Origin of the sequence: Amycolatopsis orientalis DSM 43388 (assembly GCF_000411975.1) — a bacterium.
In the GTDB taxonomy this organism is placed as follows: domain Bacteria; phylum Actinomycetota; class Actinomycetes; order Mycobacteriales; family Pseudonocardiaceae; genus Amycolatopsis; species Amycolatopsis orientalis_D.
The window spans coordinates 101468-119745 of sequence record NZ_ASXG01000158.1; the positions used below are offsets into that span (position 1 = coordinate 101468).

Here is an 18278-nt window from a genome sequence, read left to right on the forward strand (position 1 = left end):
TCCGGCGGCGCGGAGCCGGGGCGGTTTACCGCGGCGCAACCGGGTGTCACGGAATAACAGGACAGGAAAGGGCCGTTCGGACCATGGTGGGAGCCGACGAGCTGACAACAGAAGACCGCAAGCAGCGACTGCGCCTGATGGCGGTGCACGCCCATCCCGACGACGAGTCGAGCAAGGGCGCCGCCACGATGGCCAAATACGTCGCCGAGGGGCACGAGGTCATGGTCGTGACCTGCACCGGAGGCGAGGCCGGCAGCATTCTCAACCCGGCCATGGACCGGCCGGACGTGCTCGCGAACATGGCCGAGATCCGCCGCGAAGAGATGGCGCGCGCGGCGAAGATCCTCGGCGTGAGCCACCGCTGGCTGGGCTTCATCGACTCCGGGCTGCCCGAGGGCGACCCGCTTCCGCCGGTGCCGGAGGGCTCGTTCGCGGTGATCCCGCTCGAGGAGGCCACCGAGGCGCTGGTGCGCGTGATCCGCGAGTTCCGCCCGCACGTCATCACCACCTACGACGAGAACGGCGGGTACCCGCACCCGGACCACATCCGCACGCACGAGGTGTCGATGGCGGCCTTCGACGCGGCGGGCGACCCGGACCGGTTCCCGGAGGCGGGCGAGCCGTGGCAGCCGCTCAAGCTGTACTACATGCACGGCTTCTCCAAGGCCCGGATGGTGGCGTTCGACACCGCGCTCAAGGAGGCCGGGCTGGAGTCGCCGTACGAGGAGTGGCTCAAGTCCTGGGACCCGGACCGCGCCGACATCATGGAGCGGGTGACGACCCGGATCGAGTGCGGGGAATACTTCGAGGTGCGCGACGAGGCGCTGAAGGCGCACGCCACGCAGATCGATCCGACGAGCCGCTGGTTCGCCGTTCCGCTGGAGATCCAGCGCGAGGTGTGGCCCACTGAGGAGTACGAGCTGAACCGCTCCCTGGTGGACAGCACGCTGCCGGAGGACGATCTGTTCGCAGGCATCAAGGAGAAGGTGAGCCCATGAGTTTCGGTGTGCCGGCCGTCGAGGTCGTCCCGCTCACCGCGTCGGCGCTGGTCCTGGCCCAGCAGCCGGACAGCGGAGACAACGGCGGCCAGGGCGAGGACTTCGGCAAGTCCTCGCCGGTCGGCCTGTTGGTGCTGATCCTGTTCCTGATCGCGGTCGTCTTCCTGGTCCGTTCGATGAGCAAGCACTTGAAGAAGGTGCCGCGGACGTTCGACGGGGAAGAGGCCGGTTCGGAGTCCGGTAGCGAGGCTGCTCCGGCCGAGGGCGAGCCCGCCGCCGAGGCAGGGCCGGAGGAAGCACCGGCCGCGGAGAAGAAACCGGACACGGCGGCGGCCAAGAAGAGCGACTGAGCCCCCGCGGAGAGGCTGAACGAGCCGCCGGCGCGCGCAGCCGGGACGAGTCGGCTACAGGCCGTGCTCGGGCGACCCGGCTGCGTACTTGGCGACCGTCGACCACCAGCTGCACTCGAACGTTTCGATCCGGAGACAGCGGCGAAGGTGCGCGGCGAGTTCGTCAGTGCCGTTCGGCCAGCTGCTCGTCGTAAAGGCTTTCCGGCGCCAGATGCTTGCCGGGGGACTCGATCTCGCCGTTTCGATGGCCCGCTGGCGGCTTGTTTTGTGTTCCGGTGCACCCCAGGGCCCAGTTGTGCGCGGTAGGCGGATTTTCCACGAGATACGAGCCGACGCCGCAGTTCCAGAGCACCGAATTCGCCCCCGCCCAGCCTTGGCCGCTGCCCATCCACTGCCGGTCGGACAGCTGGAGATGCCCTGACGGCGGGCTCATCGTCAGGTCGTCGTAGAGGGTGCCGCTGGCCCAGCGCTGGTGCGGACCGGCGTCGAGGATCCGGGAACCGGTGTTGGTCGCGGTGCAGCGGCTGATCACGTTGGGGCCGGGCACCCTCGCCTGCGTGATCCACGCGTGCACGTTGCTGCCGGTGACCACGCATTGCCGCACCAGGGTTTCCTGGCCGCTGATGGTGTAGGCGGCCGGCTGGTCGTGGATGTCCTGAGGCACGGATTCGTCGAGGGACGAGGTGTTCAGCAGGCTGATCCGGAGCGCGTTTTCTCCGGTCCCGAAAGCGGCTCCGAAATGATCCGCGACCACGTCGGCCACCCAGCTGTCCTCGGCGGCGTCCACGGTGACCAGCTGGGATTTGAAGAAACCGTCGTTGTGCCAGGCCGGATCCTGTTCGAACTCGGCGCCGTCCGCGGACAGGTGCGCGAGGCCGGAACCGCTGATGCGGCCGGGATACGAGTAGCGGGTGACGGTGGCGTGGGTGTACTGGCTTTCCAGTGCGTTCGTCAGCGGCACGTCGAAGCGGACCGTTTTGCCGTTCACGGCGGTGATCGTCCGGTCGAACTGCAGGCCGGCGTTCGGCGTCCACTGCTTGCTCGGCGTGCCGTCCGGCCGCAGCGGGATCTGGTCCATGCCGATCGCGTGAATCCACGCTTGCTCCTGCGGACGCTGCACGATGACGTGGTCGCCGACGTGGAAGGACGAAGCATCGCTCACATCGAGCTGGTCGGCGCCGACCGGGACGTAGCCGCTGGTGACCGGGACCGCCGAACCGGACGGGGTGCGCGAGCCGCTGCCGGCGATCGTGACCAGCGTGTGCAGCTTTCCGGTCGCGACCAGTCTGGTCCCGTGCGCCGCGCTGCCCGCGCCGCGCAGTTCGACGTTGCTGGCGCTGATCCGCAGCGTGCCTTCGAGCCGGTAGTCGCCGGCCGCCAGTTGCACCGCACCGGGTTTGCCGCTGTGCGCGACCTGGTCGATGGCCTGCTGGATGCGCGCGGTGTCGTCGCCGGACGGCTGCGGCGTGACGGTCGCCGCGACTGGCAGTTCAGGCGGCGGAGCATCGCCGTTGCGGTAGCCGACGCGGGAGAAATCGGGGACCCGGTTGCCCTGTGCGTCGGTGCCGTAGGAGAGGCGGCCGTTGGCGAAGGTGATCCAGTTCGGTCCCGCGGACGCCGCATGGACACTGCAACCGGACAAACCCAGACATCCGATGAATGCGAACGCGAGAATAGATTTCCGAGAACGCGGACCGACAGATCGCCTCATGGAGGCGGACTTTAGCGATCTTCTCACCGCGCAGCCAAGGTCAATGGTCGGATTTCTCAGTGTTCCCTCAGCGGATCGGCACGAGCCTGTTCCGGGCAAGGCTGCTCGTGGTCTGCCGTTGCGTCGCTTCCCCGGCCGTCTTCGGTGCCTGCTGCCGGAATGAGGCACACTCGGCACCATGTCGAACCGCCTCGCCGAAGCGACTTCCCCATACCTCCTGCAGCACGCCGGCAACCCGGTCGATTGGTGGGAGTGGGGTCCGGAAGCGCTGGCTGAGGCGCGCCGGCGCGGGGTGCCGATTCTGTTGTCCGTCGGGTACGCCGCCTGCCACTGGTGTCACGTCATGGCGCACGAGTCCTTCGAGCACGAAGGCACCGCGGCCCTGATGAACGCGCATTTCGTCAACATCAAGGTCGACCGCGAGGAGCGGCCGGACATCGACGCCGTCTACATGGCCGCCACGCAGGCGATGACCGGTCAGGGCGGCTGGCCGATGACCTGCTTCCTCACGCCCGAGGGCGAGCCATTCCATTGCGGCACTTACTATCCGCCCGCGCCGCGTCCGGGGATTCCGTCGTTCACGCAACTGCTGGTGGCGGTGGCGGAGGCGTGGGAGGAGCGGCCGGACGATCTGCGCGAGGGCGCGAAACAGATCGTCGGGCATCTCGCCGAGCAGAGCGGTCCGCTGAAGGAAGCGGCCGTGGACGCCGACGCTTTGGCGGAAGCGGTGACGAAACTCGCGCACGAAGCGGACCCGGTGCACGGCGGTTTCGGTGGTGCGCCGAAGTTTCCGCCCTCCATGGTGCTGGAATTCCTGATGCGCCACCACGAGCGCACGGGTTCGGCGCGGGCGCGCGATCTCGCCGAGTCCGCGGCGGACGCGATGGCTCGCGGCGGCATTCACGACCAGCTGGGCGGCGGGTTCGCGCGCTACTCCGTGGACGCGGAGTGGATCGTTCCCCACTTCGAGAAAATGTTGTATGACAACGCGTTGCTGCTTCGAGTGTACGCGCATCTCGCCCGTCGCGGCTCGGCCTCGGCGCGCCGGGTAGCGGAAGGGGTTGTCCGGTTCCTCGAGCGTGATCTGCTTACGCCGCAAGGAGGTTTCGCGGCGTCGCTCGACGCGGACACCGAAGGCGTCGAGGGATTGACGTACGTGTGGACTCCCGCGCAGCTCAACGAGGTGCTCGGCGAGGATGGTCCGTGGGCGGCAGAGCTGTTCAGCGTCACCGAAGAGGGCACATTCGAAGAAGGCGCATCTACCCTTCAGCTGCGGTCGGACCCCGACGACTTCGACCGGTTCGAGCGGGTCCGGCGGACGTTGCTCGAAGCGCGGGCGGAGCGTCCGCAACCCGGGCGGGACGACAAGGTGGTCGCGGCCTGGAACGGTCTGGCGATTTCCGCGCTGGCCGAAGCGGGCGTCGCGCTGGAGCGTCCACAGTGGATCGAACTCGCGCGTGGCGCGGCGTCCCTGCTGCTGGAACTGCACATCGTGGACGGACGGCTTCGGCGCAGCTCGCGCGACGGCGCGGTCGGGGCGCCAGCCGGCGTGCTAGAGGACTACGCCTGTCTCGCTGACGGCTTGCTCGCCCTCCATCAGGCGACCGGCGAACCTCGCTGGCTCACCGAAGCGACCCGGCTGCTCGACGTCGCCCTGACGCATTTCGCGTCGGAATCCGCTCCCGGCGCGTACCACGACACCGCCGACGACGCCGAGGTGCTGGTGCAGCGCCCGTCCGATCCGACCGACAACGCGAGTCCGTCCGGTGCCTCGGCGCTGGCTGGGGCGCTGCTCACCGCGTCCGCGCTAGCCGGACCTGACCAGGCGGCGCGTTACCGCGACGCTGCTGAGCTCGCGTTGCGTCGCGTCGGCCTGCTCGCCTCGCGAGTGCCGCGGTTCGCCGGGCACTGGCTGTCGGTGGCGGAGGCGGCGCAGTCCGGGCCGGTGCAGGTCGCGGTCGTCGGCGCGGACCGAGCGGAGCTGGTCACCGCCGCCGCACAGCACATCCACGGCGGCGGCATCGTCCTCGGCGGCGAACCGGACGCGCCCGGGGTCCCGCTGCTGGCCGACCGCCCGCTGGTCGACGGCGAGGCGGCGGCGTACGTCTGTCGCGGGTACGTCTGCGAGCGTCCGGTGACCGCGGCGGACCAGCTCATCGCCCAGCTCTGACGAATTCCGCCCCTGGTGAACGCACTACCTGCTTCGATGGAATCAGCGTAGCGTCAGTAGTGACGTAATCATGTAATCAAGGATGGTGGACGTCATGGGGCGAGGCTGGAAAGGCCGGGGCTGGCAGCAGGCCGAGGCGCCGTCTGCGGACGACGCGGCGGCGTGGTTCGGCGGACGGCTCCCGGACGGCTGGTTCACCGGCGACCCGGAGATCACTGTGGACCGGGAAGAGATCCTGATCGTCGGCGAGCTTCCCGCGCTGACCGGCGAGTACGCCGACGACGCGGCCCGCGCGGCCGCGGAGGACGGGCGGATCAGCCGGTTCCGCGAGGAAACCCGCGACGAGCGGATCGAAATCGCCCGGCAGGCAGAACACCGCTACCAGCGCAAGGTGGCGTGGGGCGCGAAACTGGGCGGCACGACGGCGCACTTCACGACGCTGTCGGTGCCGGTGATGACCCGGCTGCGGCAGCCCGAACGGCTGGTCCTCGACACGCTCGTGGACGCCGGCGTCGCGCGGTCGCGGTCGGAGGCGCTGGCCTGGGCGGTGCGGCTCGTCGGCGAGCACGCGGACGCTTGGCTGACCGAACTGCGCGAGGCGATGACAAAGGTCGACGACCTGCGGTCGAAGGGGCCCGATTTGGGCTGAGCTGCGGGACTTCCTCCGCTGCGGCAGGCTGGAGGCAGCCTGCTGTATCGGAGGAACCGTGGACGTCCCTGCTGTGCCCGAAAAAGTAGACCCGGACGCGTTGACCGCAGTCCTCGACGGACGCTGGGCCGCGTTGAAGCGAGACGTGCGCGCGCAGATGAGTGCGGAGAAGTTCCGGGACACGATCGGTCTCGACGTCGAGGCGCACCGCGTCCAAGTGCTGGACCAGCTGCGGAAACTCGCCGAAACCGATCGTCCCGCGCTCGGTTTCGACGCCGCGTACGGCGGGCTGAGCGACGTCGGCGGCTCGGTGATGTCGTTCGAGATGCTCGGCTACGGCGACCTGTCGCTGATGGTCAAGGCCGGGGTCCAGTGGGGCTTGTTCGGCGGCGCGGTGCAGCTCCTCGGCACCTCGGCGCACCACGAGAAGTACTTGCGCCGCATCATGAATCTGGACCTGCTCGGCTGCTTCGCGATGACCGAGCACGGTCACGGCTCCGACGTCCAGCACCTGCGCACCACCGCGACGTACGACCCGGCCGCGCGCGAGTTCGTCGTGCACAGTCCAGATCCGAGTGCCACGAAGGAATACATCGGCAACGCCGCCCGCGACGGGCAACTCGCGGTCGTCTTCGCGCAGCTGATCACCGGCGGCGAATCCCGTGGCGTACACGCGTTCCTGGTCCCGATCCGCGACGATTCGGGCGCTCCGGCCCCCGGCGTCACCATCGCGGACTGCGGCCTCAAAGCCGGTCTGAACGGCGTCGACAACGGACGGTTGACCTTCGATCAGGTACGGGTGCCAAGGGAAGCGCTGCTGAACCGCTTCGGCGACGTAGCCGAGGACGGTACCTACTCGAGCCCGATCGGGAGCGATGGCCGCCGCTTCTTCACGATGCTGGGTACGCTCATCCGCGGCCGCGTGAGTGTCGGCGGCAGTGCCGGGTCTGCCACGCAACGAGCCCTGACGCTGGCCATCCGCTACGGCGACCAGCGGCGGCAGTTCCAACGCCCGGAAGGCGACGAGGTCGTCATTCTCGATTACCTGGGACACCAACGAAAACTGCTCCCGGCTTTGGCGAAGACCTACGCCCTGCACTTCGCGCAGGAGGAGCTGGTCGCCGCCCTGCACGATATCGCCCCCGACGCGCCGGAAGAAGAACAACGCGAACTCGAATCCCGCGCCGCCGGCCTGAAGGCCCTGAACACCTGGCACGCCACCGCCGCGATCCAGACGGCCCGCGAAGCCTGCGGCGGCAGCGGATATCTGTCGGAAAACCTGCTGGCCGGTCTGAAGGCGGACACCGACGTCTTCACCACCTTCGAGGGCGACAACACGGTGCTGTTGCAGCTAGTCGCGAAGGGCTTGCTGACGCAGTACAAGGAGCACTTCGAAGACCTGAGCCCGCTGGCGACCGCACGGTTTGTCGCCGAGCAGCTGGTGGACACCGTCATGGAACGTTCGGCCGCGCGCAAATTCCTGGAACGCCTTACCGAGTCTGACGACGCTTCGGTGCTTTTCGATCGCGAGTGGCAACAGCGTCTCTTCGAGGACCGTGAAGAGCATGTGTTGAGCGGGGTGGCCAACCGGCTCCGCGGTGCTGCTTCGGATCCCTTCGGGGTCTTCAACTCCGTACAGGACCATGTGCTGCTTGCGGGCCGCGTACACGTGGACCGTCTGATTCTCGACGCCTTCGCGCGCGCCGTCGCCAGCTGCAGCGACCCGGACGCCGCAGCGCTGCTGGACCGCGTGTGCGACCTGTACGCGCTGTCGACAATCGAAGCGGACCGCGCGTGGTTCCTTGAGCACGGCCGGATCTCAGCAAACCGCTCCAAAGCGGTGACCGCGGCGGTTAACGCACTGTGCGGGGCGTTGCGCCCACACGCGCGGACGTTGGTGGATGGGTTCGCGGTTCCGGAGCAGTTCCTGTCGGCCCCGATGCTGAACGGCTGATCTTGAAGCTGGCGAAGGATTTCGGAGACGACTCAGGCCGTCTCCAAGCAGCGTGACGGCCTGAGAAAGATCCACAAGGGTAAACCCCCAGCTAGGCGTACATCGCCAACCAGATCGCGATGTAATGCGAAACCGCCGCCAAGACCGTGCACGCGTGGAAGAACTCGTGGTACCCGAACGTCTCCGGCCAATGGTTCGGCCACTTCACCGCGTAAAAAACCGCTCCAACGGTATAAAACAGCCCGCCCACGCACAGCAGCACCAAAGCCGCTACTCCGGCATGGCTCAGCAGTTCCGGCAGAACGAACACCGCGACCCATCCGAGGGCGATGTAGATCGGCACGCCCAGCCAGCGCGGGGCATGCGGCCACAGCATCTTCATCGCCACCCCGAGGATCGCGCCGCCCCAGACGATGCCCAGGACGATGTATCCCGTTGGTTTCGACATGGCCAGCAGGGTGAACGGCGTGTAGGTGCCGGCGATGAAGAGGAAGATCATCGAGTGGTCGGCGCGCTTCATCCACTTGTACGCGCGCGGGCTCCACAGCCTGCGGTGATACAGCGCGCTCACGCCGAACACGCCCAGCACGGTGAGGCCGTACACGGACGTCGCCAGCGCGGCGACCGGGGAGACTGTCGACGCGGCGAGGCTGATCAGCGTGGCGGCCGCGGCGACCGCGCCGAAGAACGACCAGAAGTGGATGTGGCCGCGAAGCCGGGGGCGGGTGTCCTCGGGGGCGGGTGGGGGTTCGATCGTCACGCTCACCGACCCAAGGTTACGGGACCGTAGGTTTTTCGCCAGCCCCCGTGGCGCGTCACACCCTTGCACTAGGGGTGCGTACGCTCGGGCGACGTGAGCCTCCGGTCCTTCATGTCCGACGTTGTCTACAGCATCTACAGCCGCCGGCTGATCCAGCAGGCGGCTGGCCGTCATCCGCGGCACATCGCGATCATGCTCGACGGCAATCGCCGCTGGGCTCGCGAAGCCGGGTTCACCGACGTGGCCGACGGGCACCGCGCCGGGGCCAAGAAGATCGCCGACTTCCTCAGCTGGTGCCAGGAAGCCGAGGTCGAGGTCGTGACGATGTGGCTGCTCTCCACCGACAACCTCAACCGCGATCCGGACGAGCTCACGCCGCTGCTGAAAATCATCACCGACGTCACCGACGAACTCGCCGGGGCCGAGGCGCCGTGGCGGCTGCGCATCGTCGGCGCGCTCGACCTGCTGCCGCTCGAGGTGGCGCAGAAGCTCACCGCCGCCGCGGCGCGCACCGAGAACCACTCGGGCATGGAAGTGAACATCGCGGTCGGCTACGGGGGACGGCAGGAGATCGCCGACGCCGTGCGCAAACTGCTCCTGCAGCACGCCGACGAGGGCACGTCGATTCGCGAACTCGCGAAAATCCTCGATGTCGACCACATCTCGGAACATCTGTACACGTCCGGTCAACCGGATCCGGATCTGATTATCCGAACGTCCGGTGAACAGCGGCTTTCCGGATTTCTGCTCTGGCAGTCCGCGCATTCGGAATTCTGGTTCACCGAGGCTTACTGGCCGGCATTCCGGCGCGTCGACTTTCTCCGCGCGCTGCGCGACTACGCGTGGCGGCACCGCCGGTTCGGGGCCTGACGCGGCGAACCGGCCCGGCGGACCCACCCAGCCGGGCCGGAGACGCCGCGAAGGCCCCGGAGCCGGGCTCCGGGGCCTTCGCGCAAGACGGCTCAGCCGTGGTGGTGCTCCATCGAGTGGGCCACCAGCGCCGGGGTCAGCGCGATGCCGGTGTAAGCGCCGGCGACCAGCGAAGCGGCACCGTAGCCCAGCGCGCCGCCGCCCTCGATGAAGGTGGCGTAGGCGTCGCCGAACGTCGGGTCCGGAGCGCCCTGCGTCGCGGCCGGGGAGGCGAACGCCGTCCCGCCGATCATCATCAGGCCCGCGGCCGCACCGGCGACAATTCCAGCCTTCTTCAGCACTTCGCACACTCCTAGGTAGAGATACTGGGATTCGGGGCACCGGAGTGTTCCGGTGGTGTGTCCCGCAGTAAGGAAATTACCCCCGAATGGCCTCTAGCGAATGGTGCGTACGCCCATTGTGTGAGCGCCTGAAGGCCCAGTTCACTCGGTCCGGTTCAGTGTCCAGGATGCGAAATGCATTCCGGTCTGCCCCGTGGTACAAGGCCCTTTACCTGGGAATTGCCTTCAATCGGTGACAAATTTTCCAAGATCATTCGTCCGCGTGACCCCTCGATCGCCGGACCCAGTGACGCTGAGTGAGCACTGTGGACACTCTGTTGCGGGCGACCGACGGTGGGATGACGAATCGGCGAATCACCTGTGTGGCTGCCTGCACGACCGGGCCGACGTAGGTACCTTCCGGAAGAGAGAGCTCGCGTTCCGTGCGGGTTCTCGCGGGAGGCCCTGGTCGTGGCGTTGATCGAGGGGGCGGCTCAGCCGCCCACGAGATGCACGAGGGGGCCGGCACCCGGCCCTCGTGGCCGTGCCGCCTGACGCAGCCAGCGTCAGGGAGTGCGGACCCAGCCAGGGAGGTGCCCGGCCCAGCGAGTGCGGGCGTGGGGTGCACACGCCCTCGAGGGAGATGCCGTCGTGACTGCGCAGCGTTCACCCCGCAAGGCCTCAGACCGTTCTTCGACCGGCGCCTCGGCGCCGGAGAAAGCCTCGATCTCGCCCGAATCCCCACGCATCACTTATGTGCTCGACACGTCGGTGCTGCTCTCCGACCCGTGGGCGGTGACCCGGTTCGCCGAACACGCGGTGGTGCTCCCGCTGGTCGTCATCAGCGAACTGGAGGCCAAACGCCACCACCCCGAACTGGGCTGGTTCGCCCGGGAATCCCTCCGGCTGCTGGACGATCTCCGGCTCAAGCACGGCAGGCTCGACGCCCCGATCCCGATCGGCGAAGCGGGCGGCACCCTGCAGGTCGAGCTGAACCACACCGATCCGTCCGTCCTCCCGGTGGGCTTCCGCACCGACTCGAACGACCACCGCATCCTCGCGTGCGCGCTCAACCTCGCGACGGAGCGGCCGGCGGTCACGCTGGTGACGAAGGACATCCCGCTGCGGGTCAAGGCGGGCGCGGTCGGGCTCACCGCGGACGAGTACCGGGCGCAGGAGGTCACGCCGTCGGGCTGGACGGGCATGGCCGACGTGGACGCGCCGCAGGAACTGATCGACGCGCTCTTCGCGGGCGGTTCGGCGGATCCGGCCGAGTTCGGTCTCGGCGAGGTGGGCGAACTGCCGTGCCACACCGGATTGCGGCTGCTCGCGGGCAGTTCCAGCGCGCTCGGCCGGGTCACGGCGGACAAACGGGTGCGGCTGGTGCGCGGCGACCGGGAGGCGTTCGGCCTGCACGGCCGCTCGGCTGAGCAGCGCGTGGCGCTCGACCTGCTGCTGGACTCCGACGTGGGCATCGTCTCGCTCGGCGGGCGCGCGGGCACCGGCAAGTCGGCGCTGGCGCTGTGCGCGGGCCTGGAAGCGGTGATGGAACGCCGGCAGCACCGCAAGGTCGTGGTGTTCCGCCCGGTCTACGCGGTCGGCGGCCAAGACCTCGGCTATCTGCCCGGGTCCGAGAGCGAGAAAATGCAGCCCTGGGCGCAGGCGGTGTTCGACACGCTCGGCGCGCTGGTCAGCCAGGACGTGCTGGACGAGGTGTTCGACCGCGGCATGCTCGAAGTGCTGCCGCTGACGCACATCCGGGGCCGCTCGCTGCACGACACGTTCGTGATCGTCGACGAGGCGCAGTCCCTGGAGCGCAACGTCCTGCTGACCGTGCTTTCCCGGCTCGGCTCGGCGTCGCGGGTGGTGCTCACGCACGACGTGGCCCAGCGGGACAACCTCCGCGTCGGGCGGCACGACGGCGTCTCGGCGGTGATCGAGAAGCTGAAGGGGCACCCGCTGTTCGCGCACGTGACCCTGACCCGCTCGGAGCGCTCGCCGATCGCGGCGCTGGTGACCGAGATGCTGGAGGACCACGGCTGACCTGGTCGGGAGTGGCGGCGCTCGTAAGCACGGCGCCGCCACTCACGAGGTCTCACCAGCCAGAAGGAAGCGGACGTCCCTCAGCGAAGCCCGCCGCGGACTGCACGCCCAGCACCGCGCGCTCGTGGAACTCTTCGAGCGTTCGCGCGCCCGCATACGTGCAGGACGAGCGGACGCCCGAGCAGATCGAGTCGATCAGGTCCTCGACGCCCGGCCGGGCCGGGTCCAGCGCCATCCGCGACGTCGAGATGCCCTCCTCGAACAGCGCCTTGCGCGCGCGGTCGAAGACATTGTCCGTGCGCGTGCGGGCGCCGACGGCGCGCTTCGACGCCATCCCGAACGACTCCTTGTACGGCCGGCCCTGCTCGTCGTAGCGCAGGTCGCCGGGCGATTCGTGGGTGCCGGCGAACCACGAGCCGACCATCGCCGCAGACGCGCCCGCGGCCAGCGCCAGCGCGACGTCGCGCGGGTGCCGGACGCCGCCGTCCGCCCACACGTGTTTGCCCAGTTCACGGGCCGCGGCGGCGCATTCCGCGACCGCGGAGAACTGCGGGCGGCCGACGCCGGTCATCATCCGCGTGGTGCACATCGCGCCGGGCCCGACGCCGACCTTGACGACGTCCGCGCCCGCGTGGATGAGGTCGCGCGTGCCTTCGGCGGTCACGACGTTGCCCGCCACGACCGGCACCTTCGGCGACACCGAACGCACCGCCTTGAGCGCGGCGATCATCTTTTCCTGGTGCCCGTGCGCGGTGTCGACGACCAGCGTGTCGACGCCCGCGGCCAGCACGGCCTCGGCCTTCGCGGCGACATCGCCGTTCACGCCGATCGCGGCGGCGACGCGCAGCTTGCCCTCAGCGTCGGCGGCCGGGGTGTAGATCTCCGAGCGCAGCGCGCCCACCGCGGTCAGGACACCGGCGAGGCGACCGTCGGCATCGAGGCCGAGGGCGAGCCGTCCGCCGTGGCTGTGCAGGAGTTCGAAAACCTCGCGCGGCGGCGTGTCCAGCGGCACGGCGACAACGGCGGGTTCGGCGACGTCGGCCAGTCGCGCGAACCGGTCGACGCCCGCGCAGGCGGCCTCGTCCACGACACCGACCGGCTTGCCGTCACCGTCGACGATGACGACCGCGCCGTGTGCTCGTTTGTGCACGAGGTTGAGGGCGTCGGCCACCGCGTCGCCGCCGGTGAGGACCAGCGGCGTGTCCCAGACGACGTGCCGGGACTTCACCCAGGAGACGATTTCGGCCACCGCGGCGGTGTCGACGTCCTGCGGAAGCACGACAAGCCCGCCGCGGCGAGCGACGGTCTCGGCCATCCGCCGCCCGGCGACGGCCGTCATGTTGGCCACCACCAAGGGGATCGTCGCGCCAGTGCCGTCCACAGTGGACAAGTCGACGCCGAAGCGGGATTCCACGTCCGAACGGTTCGGCAGCAGGAACACGTCGTCGTATGTCAGGTCGTGAGCGGGCACGTGCCCATCCAGAAAGCGCACGAGACACCAGGCTACGTGGCTTGCGCGCGAGACGCTAACCCGGCGTGGCGCGTGGAACAATGGCCAGGTGGACAGCCGTGATCGCGACGAACAGGGGCGGGCCCGCAACGCCCGCCCGCGTGATGGTCTGGGCCGCCCGCTGCCCTATGGCGCAGACGGGGTGCCGCGCCAGCCCGAAGGCGTGCAGCGGACCCCGGCGGAGACGCTGGCGGAGGCGCAGGACCTGCTGGACGCCGGCCGTCCGTTCCACGCTCACGAGGTCTTCGAGGACGCGTGGAAGGCAACGGACGGACCGGAGCGCGAGCTGTGGCGTGGCCTGGCCCAGCTGGCGGTGGGGTTGACGCACGCGTTGCGCGGGAACGGCACCGGGGCGGTTGCGCTGCTGGAACGGGGTGCGGAGAACATCGCGCCGTTCCGGGAGAAGCCGCACGGGGTGGACGTGGCCGGGTTGCAGCAGTGGGCGCAAGCGCTTGCGGCGGAGGCTCGGGAGCGGGCTCGGGTGGTCCCGGAGGTTCCTCGGCTGGCTCGGTAATTTTCCCGATTCGCCGGTGGCGCCCGGCTGCGGTCACTACTGTGCTGAGCGTGACGGAGACCGACGAAGCGGTACCGCCAGAACCGACGATCACGGTCGCCTGGCTCGCCGGTGTGGTGCTGGCCGGCATCGGCGCTGGGCTGGCTCTGGTCGCGCTCACCTTGCCGTGGATTGTCGCGGACGCCGGCCGGAACCTGCACAGCCGCGGGCTGGCGGTGAGCGAGATCGGCAGCCAAGGGCTGATGTTCGCGGTGCTGCTGGTCGTCATGGCGATCGTCGCGGCCGCTTCGCTTTCGGCGAGCCGGCGTCCGACACTGGCCGTCCGGTGGTTTTCGACGTTCGTGGGGCCCATGTTGCCGGTGCTGGCGATTCTGCTGGGTTCACTGCCCTCGAAGGCGGCGCTGACCGCCGCGTATGGCCCGACGTCGCTCACCCTCAGCGCTAAGCCCGCCCAAGGGCTGATCCTGTTCACCTTCGGCACGGCACTGCTCGGGTTCGGGCCGATGCTCGCCAGCTGGATGTCGGGTCCGGCGGTGACCATTCGTCGACCGAGTCCCCGGCCCGCCCGGCGACGCTCCGCCGCGCCGGTGCCGGTGGTGCTGGCTCTTGCCCTGGTGCCGGCGGTGCTGTCGTTTTCGCTGCCGTGGTTCACCACGGAAACCAACGGCGCTCCGCCGCCCGCGCTGGCGGCGAACTGGCTGCTCGTTTACCAGATCGCCCTGGCCTCGGTGCTGGTGCTGGCGGTTGGCGCGGCGTTGACCGCGGGCCGGGTTCGCTGGGGCTTCCGGACCGCGGCGCTGTATGTGTGCGCGGGTGTTTGGGGCGTGCTCGGCGGGTGCGTTTTGTTGTTCTGGGATCCGCTCGGACTCGCCGACCGGCTCGACGTCGAACTCGGCACGGTCCAGATCGGCGGCGGGTACCTGGCCGCCGTGATCGCGGTGCCGTTGCTGCTGCTCGCCCTGTGGGCGGCGCCCGCTCCGGAGGTTTCGCAACCAGCGCTGGAGGATGCCGCGTGAACCGACGGCCGAAGCGGGTCGCCGGGCGTCTCTCGGCCCCGGAGCCGGCGAAACGCGCGAGCCGGTTGCAGACGCTGCTCAAGGGACCTAAACGGATCGTCGCGGCAGTCGCCACCCTGTTGCTCGCCGCGGTCGTTCCCTGGGCCGCGCCCTGGCTGGTCGACCGGGGCAAGGACGTCTTCGGCGGGGAGCCGGTCACCGCGTCCAGCCACGACTTCCCGGATGTGGTCGCCGGGCGGTACTGGGCGACCGCCGCCACGATCACCGGGCAGCCCGAGTCGGTCGGGTTCGAGATATTCCAGCGCGAGGGCGCCCAGCTCGGCGTTTCCGGCCACGAGATCGCCTTGACCAGCAACCGGTCCGGCCGGATCGACCTCGTCCGCATCACCGCTGTGGTGGAGCAGCGGCTCGCTCCGCTGTCGGGGACCGCGTACGTCCAGGATCCGCAGGGCACCGCGGAAGAACCGATCATGGACTTCCACCTGGACTCCGGGGACGACGTGCCGGCGCTGGTGGCCGGACCCGACCCGGACCGAGCGAGCAGGCCCTACCTCGCGGACGGCAAGCTCCAATACCTGGAGAGCGGACAGACTCTCCACCTCATTCTCCGGGGCTCGACGCACCGGTGCTTTTGCACTTGGCGGGTGCGGATCGAGTACTCCTACCGCGGAGACCGGCGAACGCTCACCCTGCCGCCGCCCGGCTCGCCCGGCTTCAAGACCACCGCTTGGGGCTTCCACCGGGTCGAGTACAACCAGAACACCGCCGACGGCGGTGGCGCGAAGCGGTTCGACTGCACCTCGGAGCCGGCGAAGTGCCGCACGGCTCCGAGGTGACCCGCTAGGCGTCCGGCCAGTCGGCCGACGCGGCTTTTTCCTTGCCGATCGTCGTCGCTTCGCCATGGCCGGTGCGGACGATCGTCGCGTCGGGGAGGGGGAAGAGGCGGTCTCGGATGGATTTCACGATGGTCGGGTAGTCGGAGTACGAGCGGCCGGTCGCGCCGGGCCCGCCGTGGAACAGGGTGTCTCCGGTGAACAGGACTGCCAGGTCGGGGCTGTGCAGGCAGATCGCGCCGGGGGCGTGGCCGGGCGTGTGCAGCACGGTGAGGTCGGTGCCGGCGACGGTGATGACCTGTCCGTCGGCCAGGTCGCCGTCGGGCGCGCGGTCCGGGTGGGTCAGGTCCCAGACGACCCGGTCGGCCGGGTGCAGCAGGATCGGCGCGCCGGTGCGGTCGGCCAGCGCGGGGGCGGCGTTGACGTGGTCGTTGTGCGCGTGGGTGCAGACGATCGCGCGGACCGTGCGGTCTCCGACCACGTCGGCGATCGCGTCCGCGTCGTGCGCGGCGTCGATCACGATCACCTCGGAGCCGTCGCCGACTATCCAGACGTTGTTGTCCACGTCCCAGCTGCCGCCGTCGAGCTCGAACACGCCCGACGTGACCAGGTTCTGCACTATGGCCGTCATGCCGCAGACCCTAGTGGCCCGCGAGGCATACCGCCGGTACTTACTTTCGAGTATTCTTACTCGCGGTAAGTTAGCCGCGACGACGGGACCGCTCATGACTGACCCCCGGGATCTGCTCGCCGAGCCGCTCAAGCTGCAGTGCGGGGCCGTGCTGCCGCATCGTCTCGCGAAGTCCGCGCTCAGCGAGCAGCTCGGCGACCGGCGCAATGCGCCATCCGCCGAACTCGCGCAGCTGTACCGGACCTGGGCTCGCGGGGGCGCTGGACTGCTGGTGACCGGCAATGTGATGGTCGATCCCACCGCGCTCGGGGAACCGCGCAACGTCGCGGTGCCCGCTGTTCCGGATCCGGCGGTGTACCGGTCGTGGGCGCGGTCCGTGGACGGGACGGACGCGCAGTTGTGGGTGCAGCTCAACCATCCTGGCCGGCAGAGTCCTCGGTACTTGTCCCGGCAGCCGGTCGCGCCGTCGGCGGTGCCGTTCGGCGATCGAGGGGTGCGGACGGCGTTCGCCGCGCCGCGAGCGTTGACCGGGGACGAGATCGAAGCGGTGGTGGAGCGGTTCGCGTTGTCGGCGCGGACGTTCGTCGACGCCGGATTCGCCGGCATCCAGATCCACGGTGCGCACGGGTACCTGATTTCGCAGTTCCTCTCGCCGTTGGTGAATCGGCGCGACGACGAGTGGGGACGCGACCGCAGCCGGTTCCTGCTCGAGGTGGTGCGCGCGGTCCGCGCCGCGGTGGGGGATCGGGTGCCGGTTTCGGTGAAGCTCAACAGCGCTGATTTCCAGCGCGGCGGCTTCGCCGAGGACGAGTCGTTGCGAGTTGTTCGCGCGCTGGGCGAGGCGGGCATCGACCTGCTGGAGATTTCCGGCGGTACGTACGAGCGGGCTGCGATGATGGGGTCCGGCCGGGCGAGCACGCAGCGGCGCGAAGCGTATTTCCTGGACTACGCGGCGAAAGCCCGGCAGGTCAGCGACGTCGCGCTGATGGTCACCGGCGGGTTCACCACGGCGGCCGGGATGGCGGAGGCGCTGGAATCCGGCGCGCTGGACGTGATCGGGATCGGCCGTCCGTTCACTGTGGACCCCGCGTTGCCGGGACGGCTGCTCGCGGGCGAGGACGTCCGCGCCGAACGGCGTTGCCCGCACACGGGAATCCGGCTCGCCGACAGCCTGCTCGAGATCCAGTGGCACACCCAGCAGATGCACCGCGTCGCCGCGGGCAAACCGGTCGACCTGAAGCGCGGCGCGTGGCGGACGCTTGCCCAGGCCGGACTCAGCGATCCGCTGAACGCGTTTCGGCGGGTGCGCGCGTGAGCTTTCGGTCGGCGACCCGGGCACCGCTGGCGAGCACGATGAAGAAGGCGCCGATGAACAGGCAGTTCAGCGCGACCTGTCCGTAACCGAGGCGATCGGCGTTGACGAACGGATACGGGTAATAGCCGTCGATCGCGCCGCGGACGAGCGTGAAAGCCAGCCACACCAAGGGATACAGGAGCGACCACCAGACGGTGCGCCATTCCAGCACGCGCGGAGCGAAGAACAACCAGCCGAGCACGCACAGCACCGGCGTGACCCGGTGCAGCAGGATGTCCGCGGCGAGCCCGAGCCCGTGGAGTTCGTACAGCCCGGCGAGCGCGACCTGGTAGACGACGCCGGTGACCACGATCCCGACCAGCGCGTCCAGCCACAGCACCCGCATCAGCGGCGAGGCGCCGCGCCCGCGAGCGAAAGCCGCAGCGGTGACCAGGACGAGCACGTTCGAGAGGATCGTGAAGTAGGTGAACAGGTTCGCCAGCCGTCCGCCGAAACTGGCGTACTGTCCCTGCCTCGGCACCAGCGCGACGATCTGGATCACGAGCGCGGCCAGCACGACGACCGCGGTCACCCCGAACCACAGCCGGGCCAACGCTTTCGACGACATACCGCTGACACTACGGGTTCCGAGGCG

Annotated in this window: 17 protein-coding genes; 11 read left to right on the top strand and 6 right to left on the bottom strand. The window is 69.3% G+C overall.

Annotated elements, in window-relative coordinates; translation table 11 throughout:
• Positions 1–83 precede the first annotated feature (83 nt).
• Together mca and L942_RS33030 are read left to right on the top strand one after the other, a co-directional pair.
• Positions 84–998 (top strand): mycothiol conjugate amidase Mca, encoded by a 915-nt coding sequence (mca, locus tag L942_RS33025; RefSeq protein WP_037367814.1) that lies wholly within the window; start codon positions 84–86, stop codon positions 996–998.
• Positions 995–1348, top strand: coding sequence for a hypothetical protein (locus L942_RS33030; RefSeq protein ID WP_037367815.1), 354 nt, complete (start codon positions 995–997; stop codon positions 1346–1348). The genes mca and L942_RS33030 overlap by 4 nt, the downstream gene beginning before the upstream one ends.
• Positions 1349–1511: 163 nt before the next feature.
• Here L942_RS33030 and L942_RS33035 read toward each other — a convergent pair whose 3' ends face one another.
• Complete coding sequence (locus L942_RS33035) at positions 1512–2990, bottom strand: glycoside hydrolase family 55 protein (protein WP_235079548.1); 1479 nt, start codon at positions 2988–2990, stop codon at positions 1512–1514.
• A gap of 247 nt (positions 2991–3237) precedes the next feature.
• Between L942_RS33035 and L942_RS33040 the strand changes: the two genes are divergently transcribed.
• From L942_RS33040 to L942_RS33050, 3 genes are all read left to right on the top strand, one after another.
• Entirely contained in the window at positions 3238–5229 is a 1992-nt protein-coding gene (locus tag L942_RS33040) for a thioredoxin domain-containing protein (RefSeq protein ID WP_037367818.1), read from the top strand.
• A 94-nt stretch (positions 5230–5323) separates the two neighbouring features.
• Positions 5324–5878 (top strand): hypothetical protein, encoded by a 555-nt coding sequence (locus L942_RS33045; protein WP_037367819.1) that lies wholly within the window; start codon positions 5324–5326, stop codon positions 5876–5878.
• A 58-nt stretch (positions 5879–5936) separates the two neighbouring features.
• Entirely contained in the window at positions 5937–7832 is a 1896-nt protein-coding gene (locus L942_RS33050) for an acyl-CoA dehydrogenase family protein (RefSeq protein WP_037367820.1), read from the top strand.
• Between the two features lie 91 nt (positions 7833–7923).
• Here L942_RS33050 and trhA read toward each other — a convergent pair whose 3' ends face one another.
• Positions 7924–8598: a PAQR family membrane homeostasis protein TrhA gene (trhA, locus tag L942_RS33055; protein WP_440201352.1), complete on the bottom strand. Its 675-nt coding sequence runs from the start codon at positions 8596–8598 to the stop codon at positions 7924–7926.
• A gap of 105 nt (positions 8599–8703) precedes the next feature.
• Between trhA and L942_RS33060 the strand changes: the two genes are divergently transcribed.
• Entirely contained in the window at positions 8704–9462 is a 759-nt protein-coding gene (locus tag L942_RS33060; protein ID WP_037367822.1) for an isoprenyl transferase, read from the top strand.
• Between the two features lie 92 nt (positions 9463–9554).
• Here L942_RS33060 and L942_RS33065 read toward each other — a convergent pair whose 3' ends face one another.
• Entirely contained in the window at positions 9555–9803 is a 249-nt protein-coding gene (locus L942_RS33065; protein WP_037367894.1) for a hypothetical protein, read from the bottom strand.
• A 735-nt stretch (positions 9804–10538) separates the two neighbouring features.
• Between L942_RS33065 and L942_RS33070 the strand changes: the two genes are divergently transcribed.
• Positions 10539–11825 carry a PhoH family protein gene (locus L942_RS33070; protein ID WP_106965123.1) on the top strand — a complete coding sequence of 429 codons (1287 nt, stop codon included), beginning with the start codon at positions 10539–10541 and terminating at the stop codon, positions 11823–11825.
• Between the two features lie 52 nt (positions 11826–11877).
• Here the strand turns inward: L942_RS33070 and L942_RS33075 are convergent, their stop codons facing one another.
• Complete coding sequence (locus L942_RS33075; protein WP_037367825.1) at positions 11878–13317, bottom strand: GuaB1 family IMP dehydrogenase-related protein; 1440 nt, start codon at positions 13315–13317, stop codon at positions 11878–11880.
• A gap of 67 nt (positions 13318–13384) precedes the next feature.
• Here L942_RS33075 and L942_RS33080 point away from each other — a divergent pair, with 67 nt between their 5' ends.
• From L942_RS33080 to L942_RS33090, 3 genes are read left to right on the top strand one after another with little or no spacing between them, the layout of a single operon-like run.
• Positions 13385–13849 (top strand): DUF309 domain-containing protein, encoded by a 465-nt coding sequence (locus tag L942_RS33080; RefSeq protein WP_037367827.1) that lies wholly within the window; start codon positions 13385–13387, stop codon positions 13847–13849.
• 50 nt (positions 13850–13899) lie between these two features.
• Positions 13900–14865, top strand: coding sequence for a hypothetical protein (locus L942_RS33085; protein ID WP_158684572.1), 966 nt, complete (start codon positions 13900–13902; stop codon positions 14863–14865).
• Positions 14862–15701 (top strand): hypothetical protein, encoded by an 840-nt coding sequence (locus tag L942_RS33090; RefSeq protein ID WP_235079549.1) that lies wholly within the window; start codon positions 14862–14864, stop codon positions 15699–15701. The genes L942_RS33085 and L942_RS33090 overlap by 4 nt, the downstream gene beginning before the upstream one ends.
• 4 nt (positions 15702–15705) lie before the next feature.
• Here L942_RS33090 and L942_RS33095 read toward each other — a convergent pair whose 3' ends face one another.
• Positions 15706–16329, bottom strand: a complete 624-nt coding sequence (locus tag L942_RS33095; protein WP_037367828.1) for an MBL fold metallo-hydrolase — start codon at positions 16327–16329, stop codon at positions 15706–15708.
• A gap of 94 nt (positions 16330–16423) precedes the next feature.
• Here L942_RS33095 and L942_RS33100 point away from each other — a divergent pair, with 94 nt between their 5' ends.
• The gene (locus tag L942_RS33100; RefSeq protein ID WP_037367829.1) at positions 16424–17644 is read left to right on the top strand and encodes an NADH:flavin oxidoreductase/NADH oxidase family protein; all 1221 of its coding nucleotides are present in this window, start codon (positions 16424–16426) and stop codon (positions 17642–17644) included.
• On the opposite strand, the gene L942_RS33105 is transcribed toward L942_RS33100, so the two are convergent.
• Positions 17604–18251 carry a Pr6Pr family membrane protein gene (locus L942_RS33105; protein ID WP_037367831.1) on the bottom strand — a complete coding sequence of 216 codons (648 nt, stop codon included), beginning with the start codon at positions 18249–18251 and terminating at the stop codon, positions 17604–17606. The two genes, L942_RS33100 and L942_RS33105, sit on opposite strands and share 41 nt — an antisense overlap.
• Between the last annotated feature and the right edge of the window lie 27 nt (positions 18252–18278).

Excerpts from the sequence above, each read along its gene's own strand:
- mca (WP_037367814.1), top strand. The coding sequence starts at position 84 with ATGGTGGGAGCCGACGAGCTGACAACAGAAGACCGCAAGCAGCGACTG.
- L942_RS33030 (WP_037367815.1), top strand. The coding sequence starts at position 995 with ATGAGTTTCGGTGTGCCGGCCGTCGAGGTCGTCCCGCTCACCGCGTCG.
- L942_RS33040 (WP_037367818.1), top strand. The coding sequence starts at position 3,238 with ATGTCGAACCGCCTCGCCGAAGCGACTTCCCCATACCTCCTGCAGCAC.
- L942_RS33045 (WP_037367819.1), top strand. The coding sequence starts at position 5,324 with ATGGGGCGAGGCTGGAAAGGCCGGGGCTGGCAGCAGGCCGAGGCGCCG.
- L942_RS33060 (WP_037367822.1), top strand. The coding sequence starts at position 8,704 with ATGTCCGACGTTGTCTACAGCATCTACAGCCGCCGGCTGATCCAGCAG.
- L942_RS33095 (WP_037367828.1), bottom strand. The coding sequence starts at position 16,329 with ATGACGGCCATAGTGCAGAACCTGGTCACGTCGGGCGTGTTCGAGCTC.
- L942_RS33100 (WP_037367829.1), top strand. The coding sequence starts at position 16,424 with ATGACTGACCCCCGGGATCTGCTCGCCGAGCCGCTCAAGCTGCAGTGC.
- L942_RS33105 (WP_037367831.1), bottom strand. The coding sequence starts at position 18,251 with ATGTCGTCGAAAGCGTTGGCCCGGCTGTGGTTCGGGGTGACCGCGGTC.